This window comes from Ferrimonas sediminicola (assembly GCF_005116715.1).
Taxonomy (GTDB): Bacteria; Pseudomonadota; Gammaproteobacteria; order Enterobacterales; family Shewanellaceae; genus Ferrimonas; species Ferrimonas sediminicola.
In genome coordinates, this window is record NZ_SWCI01000005.1 from 22,734 (window position 1) to 43,017 (window position 20,284).

The 20,284-nt window shown below is 60.3% G+C and carries 18 protein-coding genes; 11 read left to right on the plus strand and 7 right to left on the minus strand.

Annotation, left to right across the window (positions count from 1 at the left end; translation table 11 throughout):
* Positions 1 to 55: 55 nt before the first annotated feature.
* From FCL40_RS09385 to FCL40_RS09395, 3 genes are all read right to left on the minus strand, one after another.
* Positions 56 to 886, minus strand: a complete 831-nt coding sequence (locus FCL40_RS09385) for a flagellin N-terminal helical domain-containing protein (RefSeq protein ID WP_136853040.1) — start codon at positions 884 to 886, stop codon at positions 56 to 58.
* A 219-nt stretch (positions 887 to 1,105) separates the two neighbouring features.
* A complete protein-coding gene (locus FCL40_RS09390; protein WP_136853041.1) occupies positions 1,106 to 3,202 on the minus strand; it encodes a S9 family peptidase in 2,097 nt (698 codons plus the stop codon).
* Positions 3,203 to 3,281: 79 nt separating this feature from the next.
* A complete protein-coding gene (locus FCL40_RS09395) occupies positions 3,282 to 4,808 on the minus strand; it encodes a fumarate hydratase (RefSeq protein WP_136853042.1) in 1,527 nt (508 codons plus the stop codon).
* Between the two features lie 451 nt (positions 4,809 to 5,259).
* Here FCL40_RS09395 and FCL40_RS09400 point away from each other — a divergent pair, with 451 nt between their 5' ends.
* From FCL40_RS09400 to FCL40_RS09450, 11 genes are all read left to right on the plus strand, one after another.
* A complete protein-coding gene (locus FCL40_RS09400; RefSeq protein WP_169307062.1) occupies positions 5,260 to 5,745 on the plus strand; it encodes a TlpA disulfide reductase family protein in 486 nt (161 codons plus the stop codon).
* A gap of 1 nt (position 5,746) precedes the next feature.
* The gene (locus FCL40_RS09405; RefSeq protein ID WP_136853044.1) at positions 5,747 to 5,959 is read left to right on the plus strand and encodes a DUF4266 domain-containing protein; all 213 of its coding nucleotides are present in this window, start codon (positions 5,747 to 5,749) and stop codon (positions 5,957 to 5,959) included.
* A complete protein-coding gene (locus tag FCL40_RS09410; RefSeq protein ID WP_136853045.1) occupies positions 5,950 to 7,233 on the plus strand; it encodes a DUF3570 domain-containing protein in 1,284 nt (427 codons plus the stop codon). The genes FCL40_RS09405 and FCL40_RS09410 overlap by 10 nt, the downstream gene beginning before the upstream one ends.
* Positions 7,233 to 8,141 carry an FAD:protein FMN transferase gene (locus tag FCL40_RS09415; RefSeq protein WP_136853046.1) on the plus strand — a complete coding sequence of 303 codons (909 nt, stop codon included), beginning with the start codon at positions 7,233 to 7,235 and terminating at the stop codon, positions 8,139 to 8,141. The genes FCL40_RS09410 and FCL40_RS09415 overlap by 1 nt, the downstream gene beginning before the upstream one ends.
* A gap of 66 nt (positions 8,142 to 8,207) precedes the next feature.
* Positions 8,208 to 9,581: an aminodeoxychorismate synthase component I gene (pabB, locus tag FCL40_RS09420; RefSeq protein ID WP_136853047.1), complete on the plus strand. Its 1,374-nt coding sequence runs from the start codon at positions 8,208 to 8,210 to the stop codon at positions 9,579 to 9,581.
* A gap of 116 nt (positions 9,582 to 9,697) precedes the next feature.
* Positions 9,698 to 10,831: a Glu/Leu/Phe/Val family dehydrogenase gene (locus FCL40_RS09425; protein WP_136853048.1), complete on the plus strand. Its 1,134-nt coding sequence runs from the start codon at positions 9,698 to 9,700 to the stop codon at positions 10,829 to 10,831.
* 129 nt (positions 10,832 to 10,960) lie between these two features.
* Positions 10,961 to 11,557 (plus strand): CoA pyrophosphatase, encoded by a 597-nt coding sequence (locus FCL40_RS09430; RefSeq protein ID WP_136853049.1) that lies wholly within the window; start codon positions 10,961 to 10,963, stop codon positions 11,555 to 11,557.
* A 157-nt stretch (positions 11,558 to 11,714) separates the two neighbouring features.
* Entirely contained in the window at positions 11,715 to 13,115 is a 1,401-nt protein-coding gene (asnS, locus tag FCL40_RS09435) for an asparagine--tRNA ligase (protein ID WP_136853050.1), read from the plus strand.
* 747 nt (positions 13,116 to 13,862) lie between these two features.
* Entirely contained in the window at positions 13,863 to 14,732 is an 870-nt protein-coding gene (locus FCL40_RS09440) for a delta-class carbonic anhydrase (RefSeq protein WP_169307063.1), read from the plus strand.
* Between the two features lie 453 nt (positions 14,733 to 15,185).
* A complete protein-coding gene (locus FCL40_RS09445) occupies positions 15,186 to 15,743 on the plus strand; it encodes a porin family protein (protein ID WP_169307064.1) in 558 nt (185 codons plus the stop codon).
* 53 nt (positions 15,744 to 15,796) lie between these two features.
* Positions 15,797 to 16,180, plus strand: a complete 384-nt coding sequence (locus FCL40_RS09450) for a putative periplasmic lipoprotein (protein ID WP_136853052.1) — start codon at positions 15,797 to 15,799, stop codon at positions 16,178 to 16,180.
* A gap of 77 nt (positions 16,181 to 16,257) precedes the next feature.
* On the opposite strand, the gene FCL40_RS09455 is transcribed toward FCL40_RS09450, so the two are convergent.
* From FCL40_RS09455 to FCL40_RS09470, 4 genes are all read right to left on the minus strand, one after another.
* A complete protein-coding gene (locus tag FCL40_RS09455; RefSeq protein ID WP_229360312.1) occupies positions 16,258 to 17,529 on the minus strand; it encodes an ammonium transporter in 1,272 nt (423 codons plus the stop codon).
* A 15-nt stretch (positions 17,530 to 17,544) separates the two neighbouring features.
* Entirely contained in the window at positions 17,545 to 17,883 is a 339-nt protein-coding gene (locus FCL40_RS09460; protein WP_136853054.1) for a P-II family nitrogen regulator, read from the minus strand.
* Positions 17,884 to 18,791: 908 nt separating this feature from the next.
* The gene (locus FCL40_RS18905; protein ID WP_136853055.1) at positions 18,792 to 19,058 is read right to left on the minus strand and encodes an SHOCT domain-containing protein; all 267 of its coding nucleotides are present in this window, start codon (positions 19,056 to 19,058) and stop codon (positions 18,792 to 18,794) included.
* 120 nt (positions 19,059 to 19,178) lie between these two features.
* Positions 19,179 to 20,168, minus strand: coding sequence for a DUF4382 domain-containing protein (locus tag FCL40_RS09470; protein ID WP_136853056.1), 990 nt, complete (start codon positions 20,166 to 20,168; stop codon positions 19,179 to 19,181).
* Between the last annotated feature and the right edge of the window lie 116 nt (positions 20,169 to 20,284).

Below are 20,284 nucleotides of genomic sequence, written 5' to 3' on the forward strand. Positions count from 1 at the left end.
CTGACGGGCAGAAAAAAGCCGGGCAGTTGCCCGGCATTGAAAGGGAGAGTGGGATTTAGCCCAGCAGACCCATCACCAGGTTGGTGTTCTGGTTGGCGCGGGCCAGGATGTTGGTGCCGGACTGAACCAGCAGCTGGTTCTTGGTCATCGCGGCGCTCTCGGTGGCGAAGTCGGCATCCATGATGCGACCGGCAGCCGCCTGGGTGTTCTGGGAGACGTTGGCCAGGTTGTTGGCGGTGTGCTCCAGGCGGTTGATGTTGGCACCCAGGGTAGCGCGGTGCGTGCCGACGTTGTCGATCAGGGCGTCGATCTCACCCATGGTGGTGGAGGCGTTGGCCTGAGTGGTCAGGTCGGCGGTGAACAGGCTGCTGTCGATCTTGTCGGTCGCCACGTCGATGGACACGGCCAGGGTCTCGGTCTTGTCGGCACCGATCTGGAAGGTCACACCGGCGGCGCTGGAGAGGCCGGTACCGGCGAACAGGGTGTTGCCGGCGAACTCGGTCTTGGTCACGATACGATCGATTTCGGCAGACAGCTCCTGGAACTCGGCGTCCAGAGCGGCCATGTCGTCAACAGAGTTCACGCCGTTGGCCGCCTGAGTGGCCAGCTCCTTCATACGCATGGCGATGTCGTTCACCTCGTCCAGGCCGCCGTCGGCGGTCTGCAGCATGGAGGTGGCATCACCGATGTTGCGCTGGGCGGTGTTCATGCCGGTCACGTTGGCGTTCAGGCGGTTGGCGATCTGCAGACCCGCTGCGTCGTCGGCGGCAGAGTTGATGCGCAGACCGGTGGACAGGCGCTCCATGGCGCTGTTCAGGGCGTTGTTGTTGCTGCCAACAGAGTTCTGGGCAACCAGTGAGGGGAAGTTAGTATGTACTGAAAGCATGGGTATATCTCCGTGAGATGCGTTGTGTACTGTCACCACAAGATAGGCGCCCCATCCCTTGAAAAACTTAAAGAAATTTATCAACCAAAAAGACGCGCAAAAATAAACAATTGTTTTTAAATACATTTTTTCCGGATCGAAATCCCCACCGATTTCTGTTGTAGTCCGACAGGATCAAAAAAGGCCACCTGTTGGTGGCCTCGTTGAGATCGGATCAGATTACTCCGCCTGGCTGCCCAGCATCTCCTGACGCAGCGCTTCGTTGGCGTCGCTGGCCGGCTGCTGGCCGGTATGACGCTTCATCCAGCCCAGGACCACGTCGTACCACTGCACCAGGTTGTCCTTGTCGATGATCCAGTGATTCTCCTTCTCGAAAACGAGAAGCTCGGAATCGATCCCCTTGCGCTGCAGCACGGTAAAGGCCGCCAGCCCCTGCTCCAGGGGGACCCGGTAATCCTTGGCACCGTGCACCACCAGCATCGGGGTCTGCCATTTGTCGATGTGGTTCACCGGATTGAACTGCTCATAGGTTTCGGTGGCGTCCCAGTAGCTGCCGCCAAACTCGTGCTCGGGGAACCACAGCTCCTCGGTGACATTGTAGAAGCTGCGCATGTCGAACAGGCCGGCGTGGTTCACCAGGCACTTGAAACCGTCGGGCCAGTTACCGGCGATCCAGTTCATCATGTAACCGCCGTAGGAACCGCCGGCGGCACAGGCGTTGCTGGTGTCCAGCCAGGGCTGCTGCTGGCCCACCGCGGCCAGGCCCTTCTGCAGATCCACCAGTGGCTTGCCGCCCCAGTCCAGGGAGATGGAATCGGTGAACGCCTGGCCGTAGCCGGTGGAGCCGTGGAAATCGATCATCACCACCCCGAAACCGGCGGCGGCCCACAGCTGGGCGTTCCAGCGGCCATGCCAGCGATTGCCGAAGCTGCCCTGGGGGCCGCCGTGCACCAGGAAGGCGACCGGGTACTTCTGGCCCTGTTCATAGCCGGCGGGCTTGATCCAGTAACCGTAGACGGTCTCGTTGTTCCACCCCTTGAAGGAGAACTGCTGGTACTCACCCAGCCCCTGTTTGTTGAGCAGGTCCCGGTTGAGATCGGTCAGGCGTTGCTGGCCGCTGCCGTCCAGGCCCATCACATACAGGTCATTGGGACCGGACAGATCATTGTGGGTATAGAACAGCTTGCCATTGGTCACCTTCACCAGGCCGTTGCTGCCCTCGGCCACCAGGGTGCGCTTGTCACCGAAGCGCACGTCCATAGCGTAGATGGCCACCTGCCCCAGATCCTGGGCACTGACATACAGGGTGTGGCTCTCCTCGGCAAAGGCGATCTCCCGGGCACTGCGGTCCCACAGGGGAGCCACTTCGCGGGTCTCACCGGATTGCAGATCCTTGAGCATGATGGCGAAACGGTCCGCCTCGAAGCCGGGGCGCTTCATCGCCAGGTAGGCCAGGTAGCGGCCATCGTCGGAGAACACCGGGTGGCTGTCCCAGGCCAGGTTGTCGGCGGTCAGGTTGACCGCCTCACCGCCGGACACCGGCACCTGCCACAGATCATAGTTGGTCTGCCAGGCCTGGTCGCGACTGGGGGCCTTGGCACTGTAGACCACATGCTTGCCGTCGGGGGTGAAGGCGACCTCCTCCATGCCGGAGAAGGGCAGCGGCGGCACCTCGGTGTCCAGGCCGGCGGTGACATCCACCGGTTCGGACAGTGACTGACCCTGCAGCTTGGCCACGAACAGGTGGTTGCGCAGGCCATCGCCCCAGGTGTCCCAGTGACGCACCATCAGCTGGTCGTAGTGGCGCCCCTTCTGCTTGTTCTCTTTGTTGGCCTTCTGCTTGTCGGCGCTGCACTGGAGGGTGTCGCACTCCACGTTAACCCGCAGCTGCATCACCACCTGGCCGCCGTCCTTGGACAACTTGAAGCCGTCGACGCCCAGGGGCAGGTTCGACACCTGCACCGCTTCGCCGCCATCCAGGGGCAGGGCCCAGATCTGGCTGGAGCCGCTACGGCCACTCAGGAAGTAGAGAGTCTTGCCGTCTTTCGAGGCCACCAGGTTGCTCTCGGTGCCCTTGTGGTTGGTCAATTGACGCGCCTCGCCCCCCAGCTGTTGCAGGTAGAGCTCGGAGCGGTAACCCTTGTCGGTTCTCTTCTTGACCCCGTAGATCACCGCCTCGCCGCCGGGCAGGACCAGGGTGGAGTGCAGCTTGCTCAGGGTGTTGAGCTGGTTCACGTCAAACGGTGCAGTCACCGGCTTGGCCATGGCCGACGCGCAAAGCGTCAGGGCCGCGCCCAGCAGAAGGCTGTTCTTCATCGTTGCTATTCCCTTGAATGCGAAAGGCGGCCACTGGCCGCCAAGTTCATTTGGGTGCCCTCGAGCGGCACCTGTGTTGTTATTTGCTGAGCTCGGCGTCGAGCTCCTCAATCTTGGCCTGCCAGATGGCGGGGCCGGTCTGGTGCACGTTGCTGCCGGAGGAGTCCACCGCCACCGTCACCGGCATGTCCTGGACATCAAACTCGTAGATCGCTTCCATGCCCAGCTCTTCGAACGCCACCACCCGCGCCTGCTTGATCGCCTTGGCCACCAGGTAGGCGGCACCGCCGACGGCCATCAGGTAGGTGGCCTTATGGCTGGCGATGCTGTCGACGGTGGCGGGGCCCCGCTCGGCCTTGCCAATCATCCCCATCAGGCCGGTCTTCTCCAGCATCATCTCGGTGAACTTGTCCATGCGGGTGGCGGTGGTGGGACCGGCCGGGCCCACGACTTCGTCACCGACGGCATCCACCGGACCGACGTAGTAGATGAAGCGGCCGTTGAAATCGACCCCTTCCGGCAGGCCTTCACCGGAGTCGAGCAGATCCTTGATCCGCTTGTGAGCGGCATCACGGCCGGTGAGGATCTTACCGTTGAGCAGCAGGGTGTCCCCGGCCTTCCAGCTGGTGGTCTCCTCCCTGGTGATGGTGTTCAGATCCACCCGCTTAACGTTGTCGCCCACCTCCCAGGTCACTTCCGGCCAGTCCTCCAGTTTGGGCACCGGCAACTGGGCGGCACCGGAGCCATCCAGGGTGAAGTGGACGTGGCGGGTGGCGGCGCAGTTGGGGATCATCACCACCGGCTTGGAGGCGGCGTGGGTCGGCGCGCTCTTGATCTTGACGTCCAGAACCGTGGTCAGCCCGCCCAGGCCCTGGGCACCGATGCCCAGCCGGTTGGCCCGGTCGAAGATCTCCAGGCGAAGCTTCTCTTCGGTGGTCTCGGCGCCACGGGCCTTGAGCTCATGGATGTCGATATGCTCCATCAGCGACTCTTTGGCCATCACCGCCGCCTTCTCGGCGGTGCCGCCGATGCCGATGCCCAGCACACCCGGGGGACACCAGCCGGCACCCATGGTGGGCAGGGTCTTCTCCACCCAGGCGGCGATGTCGTCCGAGGGGTTGAGCATCACCATCTTGGACTTGTTTTCGGAGCCGCCCCCCTTGGCGGCCAGGAACACCTCCACCTTGTCGCCGGCCACCATATCGATGTGGACCACGGCGGGCGCGTTGTCCCTGGTGTTCTTGCGGGCACCGGCGGGGTCGGCCACGATGGAGGCCCGCAATGGGTTGCCTGCATCGCTGTAGGCGCGGCGCACCCCTTCGTCCACCATCTCCTGGACGGTCAGATCGGAATCCCACTGCACCTGCATGCCGATCTTGACGAAGCAGGTGACGATGCCGGTGTCCTGGCACAGGGGACGGTGGCCCTCGGCGGACATGCGGGAGTTAATCAGGATCTGTGCAATGGCGTCCTTGGCTGCCGGGTTGGCTTCCCGCTCATAGGCAGCGTTCATTGCGTCGACAAAATCTTTGGGGTGGTAATAAGAGATGTATTGCAGGGCATCAGCCACCGAGCTGATGAAGTCCTCTTTGCAGATCACGGCCATTTGTTCTACTCCACGGAGGCGTCCCGCCTCTTCTCACTATGCCTGTGTTTTTATTGTGGTTGTGAAATCCGGACCATGATACCCCGAGCCAGGGCCGCCTGGCCAGTGGGCGGAAGGTCTAAGATCCCGACAGGCCGGTTGCCTGTGTCACTGGGCACAGATGAATCTGTTCGATCCTCTCTCTGCTGGACTGAGCCTACCATACGCCCTGATATTGCCAAGGCGGCTGGCCTCCCGGGGCCCCCCACCCCGAATGACTCAAGAGCCGATCTCGGACGCGCTCCCTGTGAACCTGAAAAGGTCACTGTTTCAACTAATAATTCAGCATAGACAGTAGCTTGTATTTCGCTCATCGACATTTCTTTCACAGCGGAACCGCTAGGCTCAGGTTGGCAAGCTGTTACCAAACTGTGCAATGATGAACCTAAGCCGTAACCACCAAGGACCGATGATGCGCCCCCTGTTGTTGACCCTGCTACTGCTGTTGCCCGCTGCCCAGCTGGCGGCCCGCGCCGCCCCCGACTTCAAGATAGAGATTGGCGGACAGAATCAGACCCTGTTGGAACTCAGCCATCGGGGCCCAGTCTACCTGGACTTCTGGGCCAGCTGGTGCGGCCCCTGCCGCCGCTCCTTCCCCTTTATGAACCAGCTGGTGGCCGACTATGGCCCCAGGGGAGTGACCGTGGTGGCCGTCAACCTGGATGTGGACCGGGAGGACGCGGCCAAGTTTCTGCGGCAGTTTCCCGCCAACTTTCCCATCGTCTACGATCCGGAGTTTGCCCTGGCTGACGCCTACGGCGTCGGCGGCATGCCCAGCAGCTACCTGATCAAGGACGGTGAAATCGTGCAAACCCACATCGGCTTCCGCCCCGGTGATGCCGACGCTACCCGAACCACCCTGGATAACCTGTTAACCCAAGAGCCACAGGAGAAATAAGGTGAAAACAACTCTACTGGCCCTGTGCCTGCTGGCTTTGACCGGCTGCAGCACCCTGGGGGTCAAGCCCTACGAGCGTGATCTGCTGGCCCACCCCGCCATGGCCCTGGAAGCGGATGCCCTGGACAAGGCATTTGACGATCACATCTATTTCAGCAAGGAGGCCACCAACGGTGGCCGAGGTAGCGCAGGAGGCGGCTGCGGATGCAACTAAAGACACTGGGAAACATCACCGCCGCCCTGGCCACCGCCACCCTGCCGCTGACCCAGGTGCAGGCGCAGGAGCGCCCGTTCGAGCCGGAGTGGGACTTCGACGCCGCCTTCCTCTACTACAGCGAGGGAGACAGCCGGGTCGACGCCTACGAGGCGGCGCTCAAGGCGATCCGCACCAACGCCAATGATCAGGTGCTGGCCCTGACCGGCACCCTGGATGTGCTGACCGGCGCCTCCCCCAACGGCGCCGCCCCGCAAACCACAGTGCAGACCTTTACCCGGCCCTCGGGCAAGGGCGAGTACCAGGTGGCGCCGGGCGCCACCCCCCTGGACGACACCTTCAAGGACACCCGGGTTCAGCTCAACCTGCAGTGGACCAGTCCGCTGAACCGGGCCATGGGCTACACCACAGGACTGCACATCTCCAAGGAGTACGACTACCTGTCGCTGGGGATCAACGGAGGTCTGAACCGGGACTTCAACCAGAAGAACACCCGGCTCTCCCTGGCAGGCTCCTACTTCTATGACACCGTGGAACCCGAGGGGGGCATCCCTGTGGGCCTGAGCACCATGGCCATCCGCAAGGACTTCTCCACCGAGGACGCCTTCCAACAGGCGTTCGACGCCACCCGAGGGGACAGCGACGACACCAAGACCACCTGGGACATCCGCGCCAGCCTGAGCCAGGTATTGAGCCGCCGGCTGATCGTGCAGGGCACCCTGACCTACGCCCAGGTCGACGGCTATCAGAACGACTTTTTGAAGGTACTCTCCGTGGTCGACGGCCAGGGCGAGGCCCAACACTACCTGTACGAGTCCAGGCCGGACAGTCGCGCCAAGTGGGGCGTGTTTGGCCAGGCCAAGTACCACTTCGGTCCGATTCTGGATCTCAGTTACCGCTACATGAGCGACGACTGGGAGGTGGACTCCCACACCCTGGATGCCCGGCTGCTGTTCGAGTTTGGCCCTCACAGCCTGGAGCCGCACCTGCGCTACTACACCCAGAGTGCCGCCGAGTTCTATCAGCCCTTCCTGCTCGAGGGGGAGAGCCCAGGCTTCGCCAGCGGCGACTATCGTCTCGGTGAGCTGGACACCTACACCCTGGGGCTCAAGTACGGCTACCGGATGACCAATGGCCACCGGCTGGCGGTGCGCCTGGAGTGGTACCACCAGACTCCGCAGTCGGTTGGCAAGGCGGAACCGGGCCAGCTTCAGCAGCTGGACCTCTATCCCAGCCTGGACAGCCTGATACTGCAAACCAGCTACCACTTCTGATGGTCAACCTGGCAGAGAAGCGACCCCTGACCCTGGCTCTTTCGGAGCCAGGGCAGTATCGCGGCAGTTTCGAGGCGATGGCCTGCCGCTGTGAGCTGCTGATCCGCACCGGTGACGAGTCCGTGGCCCGCCGGGTGCTGGGCGTCGCCGCCCGGGAAGCGCTGCGCATCGAGCACAAATTCAGCCGCTACCGCGGCGACGGCATCTGCCAGGCCCTCAACCACAGCAACGGCCAGGCCGTGGCCATCGACCCGGAAACCCGGCAGCTGCTGACCCTGGCGGACACCGCCTGGAGACTCTCTGACGGGCTGTTCGACATCACCAGTGGCGTGTTGGGCAGGATCTGGCGCTTCGATGGCGCGGATCGGCTGCCCTCCCCGGCCCAGATCGCGGCGCTGCTACCCCACATCGGCTGGGACAGGGTGCAGCTGCAGCCGGGCCGGGTCATCCTGCCCCCGGGCATGGCCCTGGACTTTGGCGGCCTGGGTAAGGAGTACGCCGTCGATCGGGCCCTGGCGCTGCTGCAGCACCACTTCCCTGGGGTCGAGGTGCTGGTCAACTTCGGCGGCGACCTCGCCGCCTCCCCCACGCCCACCCCCTGGCGTGTCGGGATCAGTGCCGTCGACGACGATGCCCCCGCAGACACCCTCGCCCTTTGCGGCGGCGCGGTGGCCACCAGCGGTGACAGCGAACGCTACCTGATGCAGGGGCGCCGGCGCCTGAGCCACATCCTCAACCCAAAGAGCGGCTATCCGGTGGCTGATGCGCCGGCCAGTGTCACCGTCCAGGCCCAGCGCTGCACCGATGCCGGCCTTATCGCCACCCTGGCGATGCTGCAGGGAGAGCGGGCGGAAGCCTTCCTTGAGGCCCAGGGGCTGCCCTATCGGGTTCAGCGTCGCCCCGCCTAAGGGGCCATAGGCGAGGCCCGGAGGAGCTGGTATGATCCCGGCAAACGATTAGAACCGAAGAGCCTTATGCCACACCTGACTCGCCGCCCGCTGGAGTGGGCCTGCGACGCCTCGGCGCTGTTTACCCCGCTACAGCATCTGCCCTGGGCCATGCTGCTGGACTCCGCGGTTGACGCCGCCGCCCCCCACCCCGATGCGAGCGTCGACATCATCGTGGCCGATCCCCTGGCGACCCTGACCACCGAAGGCCACCACACCCGCATCCACGCCGATGACGGTGTGTCTGTCAGCGACGACGATCCCCTGATCCTGCTGGAGCAGCAGTTGACCACCCGGCTGCCGACCATAGAGGGTCACCGGGATCTGCCATTTTGTGGCGGGGCCCTGGGCCACTTCAGTTACGATCTGGGACGGCGGTTCGAACGCCTGCCACGGCGTGCCGGCGATGACATCGGCCTGCCTGAGATGGCGGTAGGCCTGTACGACTGGGCGTTGATCCTGGACCATGACCGGGACAGGGTCGAGTTGGTGGTGGTGGGGGATGAACACGCGTGGCAGGCACGGCTGCAGTGGCTGGTTGAGCAGCGGTCCCAGGCCGGGCACAGGTTCAGCCTGACCGGAGCCTGGCAGCACGACACCAGTCACGGCGACTACCTTGAGGCGTTCGACCGGGTGCAGGCCTACCTGAGAAGCGGCGACTGTTACCAGATCAACCTGACCCAGAGATTCCACGCTCCCTACCGGGGCAGCGAGTGGCAGGCCTACCTGACCCTGCGCGCCCATAACCTGGCCCCCTTCTCCGCCTTTATCCGACTGCCGGACGCCGCGCTGCTGTCACTGTCCCCGGAGCGCTTCCTGCTGGTGGAGGGGGACCAAGTGCAGACCAAGCCGATCAAGGGCACCCGCCCCCGCAGCCCGGATTCCCGTCAGGACAACCAGGCCGCCCTGGCGCTGGCCCACTCGGAGAAGGACCGGGCGGAGAACCTGATGATCGTCGATCTGCTGCGCAACGACCTCGGCCGGGTCAGTGCCCCCGGCAGCGTCCGGGTGCCCTCGCTGTTCGCCATCGAGAGCTTCCCGGCGGTACACCACCTGGTGAGCACGGTGACCTCCACCCTGGCCCCGGGCGTCACCCCCTGTGACCTGCTTCGCGGCGCCTTCCCCGGCGGCTCCATCACCGGTGCACCGAAGATCCGTGCCATGGAGATCATCGAAGAACTGGAGCCGTGGCGCCGCAGCCTCTACTGCGGCAGCATCGGTTACCTCAGCTGCCACGGGCGCATGGACACCAGCATCACCATCCGCTCCCTGGTGGCCAAGGGCGACCGGATCTACTGCTGGGCCGGGGGCGGCATCGTCGCCGACTCCCATGGCGAGGCGGAGTATCAGGAGTGTTTCGATAAGCTGGCCCGCATCCTGCCGGTGCTGGCCCAGCCCTAACTGCCCCCCTGCCGCCAGGGCCCCGGATCGCCACCGGGCCCTGGCCCAAAATCCCTCCGTCAGCCCGATCCGCGACTACCTTAATTAGTGAGCTCAAACCCTGATGAGGTACCCCCGTGGACACCAGCTTCCCCTATTGTGACCAGTTCGGCCCCTTCAAGGTGATCCACCTGTATGAGCCCTCCCTGCCGCTCAAGGCGGCACTGGTGGTGGATAACGTCGCCCTGGGTCCCGCCATCGGCGGCATCCGCATGGCCGAGGATGTCACCACCGAGGAGTGCTTTCGCCTGGCCCGGGCCATGACCTACAAGAACGCCGCGGCGGGCCTGCCCCATGGCGGCGGCAAAGCGGTGATCTGGGCCGATCCCAAGATGCCCCCCCAACGGAAGCAGGAGGTGGTGCGCGCCTTTGCCCAGGGGCTGCGTAACGAAGAGAGCTACGTATTCGCCCCCGACATGGGAATGGATGAGCAGTGCATGGCCTGGATCCGCGACGAGGTGGGCCGGGTGGTAGGCCTGCCCAGCGAGCTGGGCGGCATTCCCCTGGACGAGCTTGGCGCCACCGGCTGGGGGCTGAGCCACGCCGTTGAGGTGATCGCCGGCGAGTGCGGCTTCCCGGTGGCCGGGGCACGCTTCGTGGTCCAGGGGTTCGGCGCAGTCGGCAAGCATGCCGCGCGCTTCTTGGGGGACAAGGGGGCGGTGCTGGTGGGAGCGTCCGACTCCCGCGGCGCCATCCGCAATGAGCAGGGGCTGGATGTGGCCCGGTTGATCGCCCTCAAGCAACAGGGCGGCTCCGTGGTGGACTACCCGGATGCCAGCGCCATCTCCGCCGATGAGCTGATCGAGATCCAGTGTGAGCTGTGGATCCCCGCCGCCCGACCCGATGTGATCAACCGGGCCAACGTCGGCCGCCTCAATACCCGGGCGGTGATCCAGGGCGCCAACATCCCCTGTACCCCGGAAGCGGAAGCCTTGCTGCACCGCCGGGGGGTGCTGTGCCTGCCCGACTTCATCGGCAACGCCGGTGGCGTTATCTGCGCCTCCATGGAGTACCACGGCGCTACCCAGGCGACGGCCTTCGAGGCGATCGAGGAGAAGATCCTCCGCAACACCGAGCAGATGCTGGCGATCATGAAGGCGCAATCGCTGCTGCCCAGGCAGGCCGCCGAGTCGCTGGCCCAGACGCGACTGCAGCGGGCGATGGCCTATCGGCGCTACTCGCTGTTTTCCACCGCGCCCCATTTTCTGTGAGCCGGCGATGCGCTGGTAAGACTGCTGTGGTGGCACCCTGCGGCGAACGCGACTAAGCCAAAGGCGGATTCCCCCGCGCTGCCGCCTCTGTTATCTTGGAGAGAGTGCTCTTCAGGGAGGTGACGCCGTTTGAACCGTCAGCAGTTTCTCGCCCAGTTTGCCCTCAGCCCCATCTCCGGGGTGGAGGACCCCATCGCGGCCCATCCCAAGGCCGGTCTGTTTAAACCCGCCTCGGTGCTGCTTGCCCTGACCGAACGGGAGGGAGAGTTGCAGTTGCTGCTGACCCGCCGCGCCAGCCACCTGCGTCACCACGCCAACCAGGTGAGTTTTCCCGGCGGCAAGGTGGACGCCACCGATCCCTCCGCCTGGCACGCCGCCACCCGCGAAGCCTGGGAGGAGGTCGGGCTGGCACCGGACCGGCTGACCCGGGTGGGCGAACTGCCTGAGTTTCACACCATCTCCCGCTTCCGGATGATGCCGCAGCTGGCGTTTTTCGACGGCGACTTCGATCCTGTCCTCAGCCAGGACGAGGTGAGCGAGTGCTTCTTCGTCCCCCTGGCCCACCTGTGCGAACCGGCCAACCGCCGGGCGGTGGATCTGAAGCGCCGCGGCGCCGATCACCGGGTCTACTTCATGTTCTGGCAGCATCACCAGATCTGGGGCGCCACCGCCGCCGTGCTGGAGCAACTGGTGCGCCATCTCGGCTATCCCAGGGCACAGCTCTGAGGCCAAAGCGCTTTTTCCACCACTCCCCCCTCGCAAATCCCTCTTTATCTCTTGAGAATCAGGGTCAGCAAGGTAAGATTAACGGTTTGCAGCCGACCACAATCTGTGGTTCGCTGACCGAGTATTGATTTTTATCTCGCTGGAGAGACAACCGAGAATGAGTGTGGCAACCATCGCTGACGTCCTGAAGGGCGTTTACGCAGTAGGCAGCGAAGTAACGGTACAGGGTTGGGTGCGTACCCGCCGTGACTCCAAAGCCGGTATTTCCTTCCTGGCCGTGTACGACGGCTCCTGTTTTGATCCTATTCAGGGCGTGGTACCCAATAATCTGAATAATTACCAGGAAGATGTGCTGCGCCTGACCGCCGGTTGCTCCGTCAAGATGACCGGTGAAGTGGTGGAATCCCCCGGAAAGGGCCAGCAGTTCGAGATGGCGGTCACCGCCGTCGAGGTGGTGGGCCTGGTGGAAGACCCGGACACTTATCCCATGGCCGCCAAGCGCCACTCCATCGAGTACCTGCGCGAAGTGGCTCACCTGCGTCCCCGCACCAACCTGATTGGCGCGGTGATGCGGGTGCGCAACTGCCTGTCCCAGGCGATCCACCGTTTCTACCACGAGCGTGGCTTCATCTGGGCCGCCACCCCGATCCTGACCGCCTCCGACTGTGAAGGCGCCGGTGAGATGTTCCGCGTTTCCACCCTGGACATGAACAACCTGCCCCGCACCGACAAAGGTGAGGTGGATTATGACAAGGACTTCTTCGGCAAGGAGACCTTCCTGACCGTATCCGGTCAGCTCAACGCCGAGACCTACGCCTGTGCCCTGTCCAAGGTATACACCTTCGGCCCCACCTTCCGCGCCGAAAACTCCAACACCAGCCGCCACCTGGCGGAGTTCTGGATGGTGGAGCCGGAAGTGGCCTTCGCCGATCTGGACGATGTCGCCTCCCTGGCGGAGGAGATGCTCAAATACTGCTTCGAAGCGGTGCTGACCGAGCGCATGGACGACCTGAAGTTCTTCGAGCAGCGGGTCAACAAAGAGGTGATCACCCGCCTGCAGGACTTCATCAAGGCGGACTTCGCCCAAGTGGACTACACCGACGCGGTAGAGATCCTGCAGAACTGCGGCAAGAGCTTCGAGTTCCCGGTGGAGTGGGGCATCGACCTGGCCTCCGAGCACGAGCGCTTCCTGGCGGAAGAGCACTTCAAGGCCCCGGTGGTGGTGAAGAACTATCCTAAGGACATCAAAGCCTTCTACATGCGTATGAACGACGACGGCAAGACCGTTGCCGCCATGGACGTTCTAGCCCCGGGCATCGGTGAGATCATCGGCGGCTCCCAGCGTGAAGAGCGCCTGGAGATGCTGGACAAGCGCATGGACGAGATGGGCCTGCCCAAGGAGGAGATGTACTGGTACCGCGACCTGCGTCGCTACGGCACCGTGCCTCACGCCGGCTTTGGCCTGGGCTTCGAGCGACTGGTGAGCTACGTCTCCGGGGTGTCCAACATCCGTGACGTCATTCCCTTCCCGCGCGCCCCTCGCAGCGCCAACTTCTAAGCTTTGCCCTAGAGCGAAAAAAACCAGCCTGCGGGCTGGTTTTTTTATGCCTCCCTCAACCAAACTAACAACGAATAACCGTTGCTCAAAGAGGCATTAGCTTTGGAGTCCCAGCAGGCGACTGATTCCATCTCGAGATCAACTTAGAGATGTCTGTTGCCGATCGCTTTTGGCCTGGTCACTATTTTAATCGCTCTCACCTTAAACTCGTGACCATTGCCGAAGCCTTTTTTATCAATAAAGAACAATACCGAAATCCGGAATTAGTCCAGATTCAATAAGGTATTCAATCATTATTAATGCACGGAAACATCATCAAACAGGCAACCTGCCCAAAGCCGACATTCAATCAAATATCAACGATCACCATGATAAGTGCCCCTAGAGAACTTGTTAGCCAAGTTTACTGTCAATCCATCATCAAACTATTTTGCAATCAAAAGCTTATCGACAGTTGGCTAGGGAGGCACCTCGAGAGCTCAGCGCCAAGAGGCTGCCTGCACTCTCATGTGCGCTTCAACCGTGAATGATCTGGCTCACACAAAGATTTGTCCTTTATATGAGAAACCCATCCAGTTCCAAAACTTGAATTTCATCACAAGCCATAAAGAAACTCTACAAAAGACACACCACTCATCGACCCGTCATGAGATGGGTAGCAAAAATGATACTTCACCAATTCATAAACATCCGCGCAAGTATAATCTATTCTTGTTATCTATCCATGAAGAATAAGGCCAACCCATAATGTTCATAAACAAGAAGTTTGTTTTGCCTACTCTCCTGCTTCTCCCCATGAGTGTTCTCGCCAATGAGGCCCATACCACCCAACATGAACAAGTCACTAATAAATTTATAAAATCCCAACGTGAAAAGCTGGAACAAAATACGGTTGGCAAGGGGTTCGGCCCCCAATCCCCTCGTGACATCGATTCCATCGCAGGGGAAAACCCCATCACCTTCGGTGCTGCTCCGGCATACAGCAATATGAACTTGTGTAATATCCACTTTCATAAAAATGCAGAGCATAAAGGAGGAGAGTTCACTCACTATGCCGGAAACGGTGACGGTCACGGCTACCTGGGCGGCTACCAGTACACCGGCAGCCTGACCAGCTCCGAACTTGCCCCGGTTCATCATGAGGTTTGCCCCAGCGCTCACGACAGTCTCTACCCCGGTGAGACCATTGAAGTTCATTACGTACACTCGACGGCTCAAGTCACCCCCGGGCCAACTCTGGGTTCGTGCCTGAACGAATCGATCAATAACCCTCAACTGCGAGTAGAAACCCAAGTCTTTGTTTTGGTGAATGACCATAACGCTGCAAACTTCATGGATCTCACCCAAATCGGTGAAGTTCAGGGCTTCCATCAGGCACTGAATATTCCTGACTCGACAGGCAAGCCGGTACAATACGCCGGCTCCACCACTGGCCCCGGTTACAATGAACAAGGCTCGCCATTCCAGGTCAGCTGGAGCGTGCGCCCCAAGGTGGTCAAAGTGGATATCGACTCCGTAGGACAGTGGTGCCAGGGCAACCCCTTCAACGAAGACCACGCCCACGGGGTAAGAAACCTTGTGACCAACCCTAAACTGCTGTCAGAAATCACCCAATAACGGCTGTATCCCCCATCGAGTGGCTGAGTGACAAAAGGAGGACAATAGGACCGCCTCTTGCACTCCCACCACTCTCCCCACATCGATCTCAAGCGAGAATGGTGGGCCTCTGGAGTAACGGTCTACCCGGCCCCACTCTCAATGAAGCCCAGCGCCGCCCCCTACCCGACGGCCGACTCAGCCAAGTCTTTGTCGAACGCGTTTCCCACTGAGAAAAGGGGATAAGAAAACCAGCTCGCGGGCTGTTGTTCTGTCAGCCCCTCCCCTGATCTCACCCGGAGCGACCGGGACACCAGCCCACAGCATCACCGGCCAGCCTATAGGTTGAACCGGACGATCAGCCACAAGTTCGGGATTAGCCTACACCCGCTTACCTCGCCTTACACCCCTACAGCACGAAAGATATAAAATAAATTCAATATATTGATTCATAGCTAAAAAATGAGTACCCGCATGAAAAGAACCAAGCCTCTGACTAAACATCTCACCCTGTGTGCCCTGCTGTCCGGGGTTGCATTTACCGCGCAGTCGGAGGTCGCCCCCGACCTGAAACATACCGTTTCGTATGGGCTCGGCCTGTCCGATTTTGATCTCAAGGGCGTGAGTTCAGATACCGGCTTTGTCCACAACATCACCTATGAATACCGCTTGTTTGACAACCTGTCTGTCGGAGTCGAATACGTCAAAGCGCTCTCCATGGAGCTGAACACCTTGGCAAGCCTGGGCATGGACGATTTTGAGGTGTCCTACGACAGCGCATTTGCCAAGGTAAAGCCGATTTATGTTCTGTCTGACCACCATCAGCTGTACCTGGACCTGGGGTATGGTCGATTCAAGGCCGATGTCACCAGTGGTGGCTTTAGCGGCAACAAATCCGGCAGTGCCCTGGTGGCAGCGGCCGGATACCGGTATCTGCTCGGTGATTTCAGCCTGGGCGTGAAATACCAGTGGCTGGATCTGGATGGTGCCGACGCCAAGAACCTGATGGTCGATCTGGGTTACCGCTTCTGACCAGTGGCGGCCGGTCACAACTGGCCATGACATCAATACGAATGACACTGCACATGAAAAATCTGATCACACTGCTGGTGGCGACGCTTTTCCTGGCTGCCTGTACCACGATCAAGGACGCCAAACTGGACATCAACAACCATGAAGCGACCCATTTCAATCAGGGTATCGACGTTGTTTGGGCAAAAACCATCGAGATCATCGACGCTTCCGCGTTAGATCTGGTCTACGCCGACACCCGCAACAGGCAGATCTATGCCCAGGCGCCGATCAGCGCGTTCAGTTGGGGGGAAAATGTCTTTATCGAGATCAGGGAAACCGAACCGGGCACCTCGGTAAAGATCTCCAGCAAACGCTCGCTACGCACCACGGTGTTCGCCAGCGACTGGGAAGCGACAATACTCGACGAGTTGCAACGGTCTCTGAACGACAACTAGCCAGAGAGCTGGACGCCGTCAACGTCAGAGCCGGCCCCGGGCCGGCTCTGACGTGTCTGGTAGCTCCCTGGTGCCGGTCACAGGTTGTAACCCGCCTCCTCATGCTCATGGATATCCAGTCCGGACACCTCCTGCTCCTCACCCACTCTCAGTCCCTTCACCAGGAAACCAACGATCTTCAGCAGCAGGTAGCTGACCGCGGCGGTGTACCCCAGGGTGGCGGCGACGCCGATGAACTGAACCCCCAGCTGGCCCGCCATGTTGGTGATGCCGTCGGCAAAACCATAGCCGCTGAACACCCCCAGTTCGGTGGAACTGAACACCCCGGCCAGCAGGGTCCCGAGGATGCCGCCGACGCCATGGACCGGAAACACATCGAGGGAGTCATCGATCGTCAACTTCTGCTTGATGTAAACGGTGGCGTAGAAGCAGATGACTCCGCCCGCCAGGCCGATGGCAACCGCCCCACCCGGCCCGACAAACCCCGATGCCGGGGTGATCGATCCCAGGCCGGCCACCATGCCGGTGACCACCCCCAGGACACTGGGCTTGCCAAACTTGCGCCACTCGATGGCCGCCCAGGTCATGGCCCCCATGGAGGCGGAGATATGGGTCACCAGGATCGCCATGGCCGCGTCACCGTTGGCCCCCAGGGCACTGCCACCGTTGAAGCCAAACCAGCCGACCCAGAGCATCCCGGCCCCGGTGACAGTCATGGTCATGTTGTGCGGCAGGATGGCGGTTTGCAGGTAGCCCTTGCGCGGCCCCAGCACCATGGCCGTCACCAGGGCGGCGACACCGGCGGTGATGTGGACCACGGTGCCGCCGGCAAAGTCGTACAGGCCCATCTCGGCAAGCCAGCCGCCGCCCCACACCCAGTGGGTGATGGGCGCATACACCAGCAGCAGCCACAGGGCACTGAAGATCAGCACCGCCGAGAACTTCATCCGCTCGGCAAAGCCACCGATGATGAGGGCGGGAGTGATGACCGCGAAGGTCATCTGGAACAGCATGAACAGCACTTCGGGAATGTCGCCGCTGAGGGTCTCCCTGTTCACCCCGGCCAGCATCACCCTGCCCAGCCCGCCGCTGAAGCCGTTGCCCTCGTCGAAGGCGATGGAGTACCCCAGCAGCAGCCACAGTACCGAGGCGATGGCGGCGATGGAGAAGCACTGCATCAGGATGGAGAGCACGTTCTTGCTGCGCACCAGACCACCATAGAACAGCGCCAGCCCCGGCAGGGTCATCAACAGCACCAGGGCGGAAGAGGTGAGGATCCAGGCGGTATTGGCGCCGTTCATCTCCTGGGCGGACGCGCCGAAGGAGCAACAGGCCAGGATGGTTAACATCAATATCTTGTTCATCTAGATTGCCTCTTCGCCCTCTTCAGAAGTACGGATGCGCACCACCTGCTCGAGATCACGGACAAAGATCTTGCCGTCCCCGATTTTTCCGGTTCTGGCCACGGCGACGATGGTGTCGATCACCGAGTCGGCCAACTCGGCGGCAATGGCGATCTCCAGCTTCACCTTGGGCAAAAAATCCACGGCGTACTCGGCACCGCGGTACAGCTCGGTATGTCCCTTCTGGCGGCCAAAGCCGACGACTTCGGTCACGGTCATCCCTTGTACCCCCACGTCCGACAGGGCCTGACGAATGTCGTCGACCTTGAACGGTTTGATGATTGCGGTAACAAGTTTCACAACTTCCCCCTTAGCGTTGATTCAGGCAGTGCGCGCCCGCCCGTTGAAGTTCGAAATGACTCCTTTTGGGTCAGGGCGAAGCTCTTTATCTGCAAAAAAGGAGCCAACAACAGAAATTTCACTATTACAAAGAGATAGAAAATTGATGCACCGAGCAGCAACACGCAGACGCACCAATTCAGTGCGCAATCGCCAGCGGATGATCGAAGGCGGTGCAGAGTCACCAAATTGGGGCAGTAACACCCGTGCTAAAAGACACGGTTGAACTGGGCCCAATATGGCTGACAGTCGGGCCCTGACACAGAGAAGAATTCCCAGTCATGGCGTCTATTGCACCCGTACCTCACAACCTAAAACTCAACAGGGTGTTCCAATAATGACGCTCAGAATCAACACGCCTGCCTGTCGAACGTTCTATCCGAATAGCAAAGGGCTCTTCCCAGCTCAGCCATCAATGTCATTAACAACTCTTCGTTGGCTCTGACTTATGCTGACACCCAACCGACCAATATAAGCCCAGCCACCGCACAGCGCTTTCTGCTGGGGTGAGAGCGTTTGGTTGAAATGAGGAGGGTTCCGAGCAGAACCTAAGTCAGGATACAAAGCAAACGTTTGCTAGGCACAACGGTGTTTACAAATGATCGGGAGAAGCAGATAACTTACAGAGCAAAGCGTTCGTTTGACGAGGGCTGAACACCATGATCACATCCCACCCATCAGCATGTGTCTACGTGAGACCTTTCGTCTAAGTCGGTTATTATCTTTTTAACTAAAACGTTAACTGTTATCCTAGGACAATTGGGATCAGCAATGAATCCATCCCGGTGTAGTTTTGGATAACGGCCGCCACATCAGCAAAAGCCAACAGGCAATGTTATTGTAAATAGACAGCATGACATTTCACGCTTCTAACACATTCGGCCGTCCCCTTCGTTCTCTCCCTGAATATCTTTCCTTATCTGCGCAAACTCATCTCGGGAAATTTCTCCCTTTACATAGCGCATCTTTAATACCTCGAGGGGAGAATTCAAACTGTCAGAGCTTGACACCTGGTCACTTGCGGCGCAACGACTACTCAGAACTCTGAACGCAAGGTAGGCAAACACCAGAAAGACCAAAAGGAAAAAAACGGGAAAAAACCACATGCCGCTAAACCAGAAGTGCTCGTGTGCCATCGCGAATCTCCAACACCTTTATTCATTGCACCGAAATTAGCCTTAGATTGCCGAAAGTTGGCCACTTGCTTCCAAGGCAAAAAAACAAAGAGCGCAGCCTAAGCTGCGCTCGTCGTTGACTCAGCCGCGTCCGCCGCCTCTGCGTCCTCCTTGACCCATCTGGCAGTTATTATTGTAGCCACCATTGGACCCACGAATAATGGTGATGGCACCACCGTCATCGTAGATTTCGAAGTTGCTGCCGATACCCTCATTGGTATCCGGCTGGTCCAAGTGACCCAGGCAGGTGTAACCCAGTTGATATTCACCTTCGGGCAGATACCCCATCTGGAATCGCCAATCGCCATTATACATTTGAAGAATTGGTGCTGTCGCGGTTGGCAACAGCTTACCGGCCTCGGCCTCCAGGGCCATGTCATCCATGGCCTCGATGGCAGAGCCCGTGGGGTAGAGATAGGCGACATGGGTGAAACTACCGTCCTGGCGGGCAAGGTCGGCATGATCGGCTTCACAAGCGTCGATCAACGCCTGGTCGACCAGTCCGTTCAGATGCCCCATGTAACGATTGTCCACCCAGCGCATTCCGCGGATATCCAGAGAGTAACCGTTCACTTCATCGAACAGCAGCGCATTACGCAGTTCAACATCCAGAGTAAATGATGCGGCCTCGCCCTCAAGCACGGTAATCGCACCCAATGGCAAATGGGGCTGAATGATGTCCAGCGGGTGCTTACCGTTTCCGTCCTCTACGTAGGAGCCAATGTCACCACTGCCATCAACCACATTCAGGTGGGCCATATACTCACCCGCCGGGATGCTTTGTTCCTCTATCAGCCAGGCAGCTGCATCTCCTTGATACTGAAGCAGATCAACCTCCTGGTCAGACAAATCAATGTTAACCACCTCTCCATAGCCGCCCTGATACCGAAGGGTCAGGTCGATTGAGGACAGTTGCAACACAACACTGGACACGTTGTCTACCGGGGCATCCGAGATGGCAATCGACACCACACCTTCAGGCTTTGGGTCCGGCTGGTTCAGAGGAGTTGAATCGCCACTACCGCCACAAGCGGCCAACAAGGGCAACAGGATAAAGGAATACTTTTTCATTATGTTATATCCACTTATGTCAGGAACTCCTAATATACAACCTGGTCAAATTATAACCTCTACCTGATTCACATTTTTAAGGGTGGAAGGGTCCGTTATTTCGACTCAACTCAAGA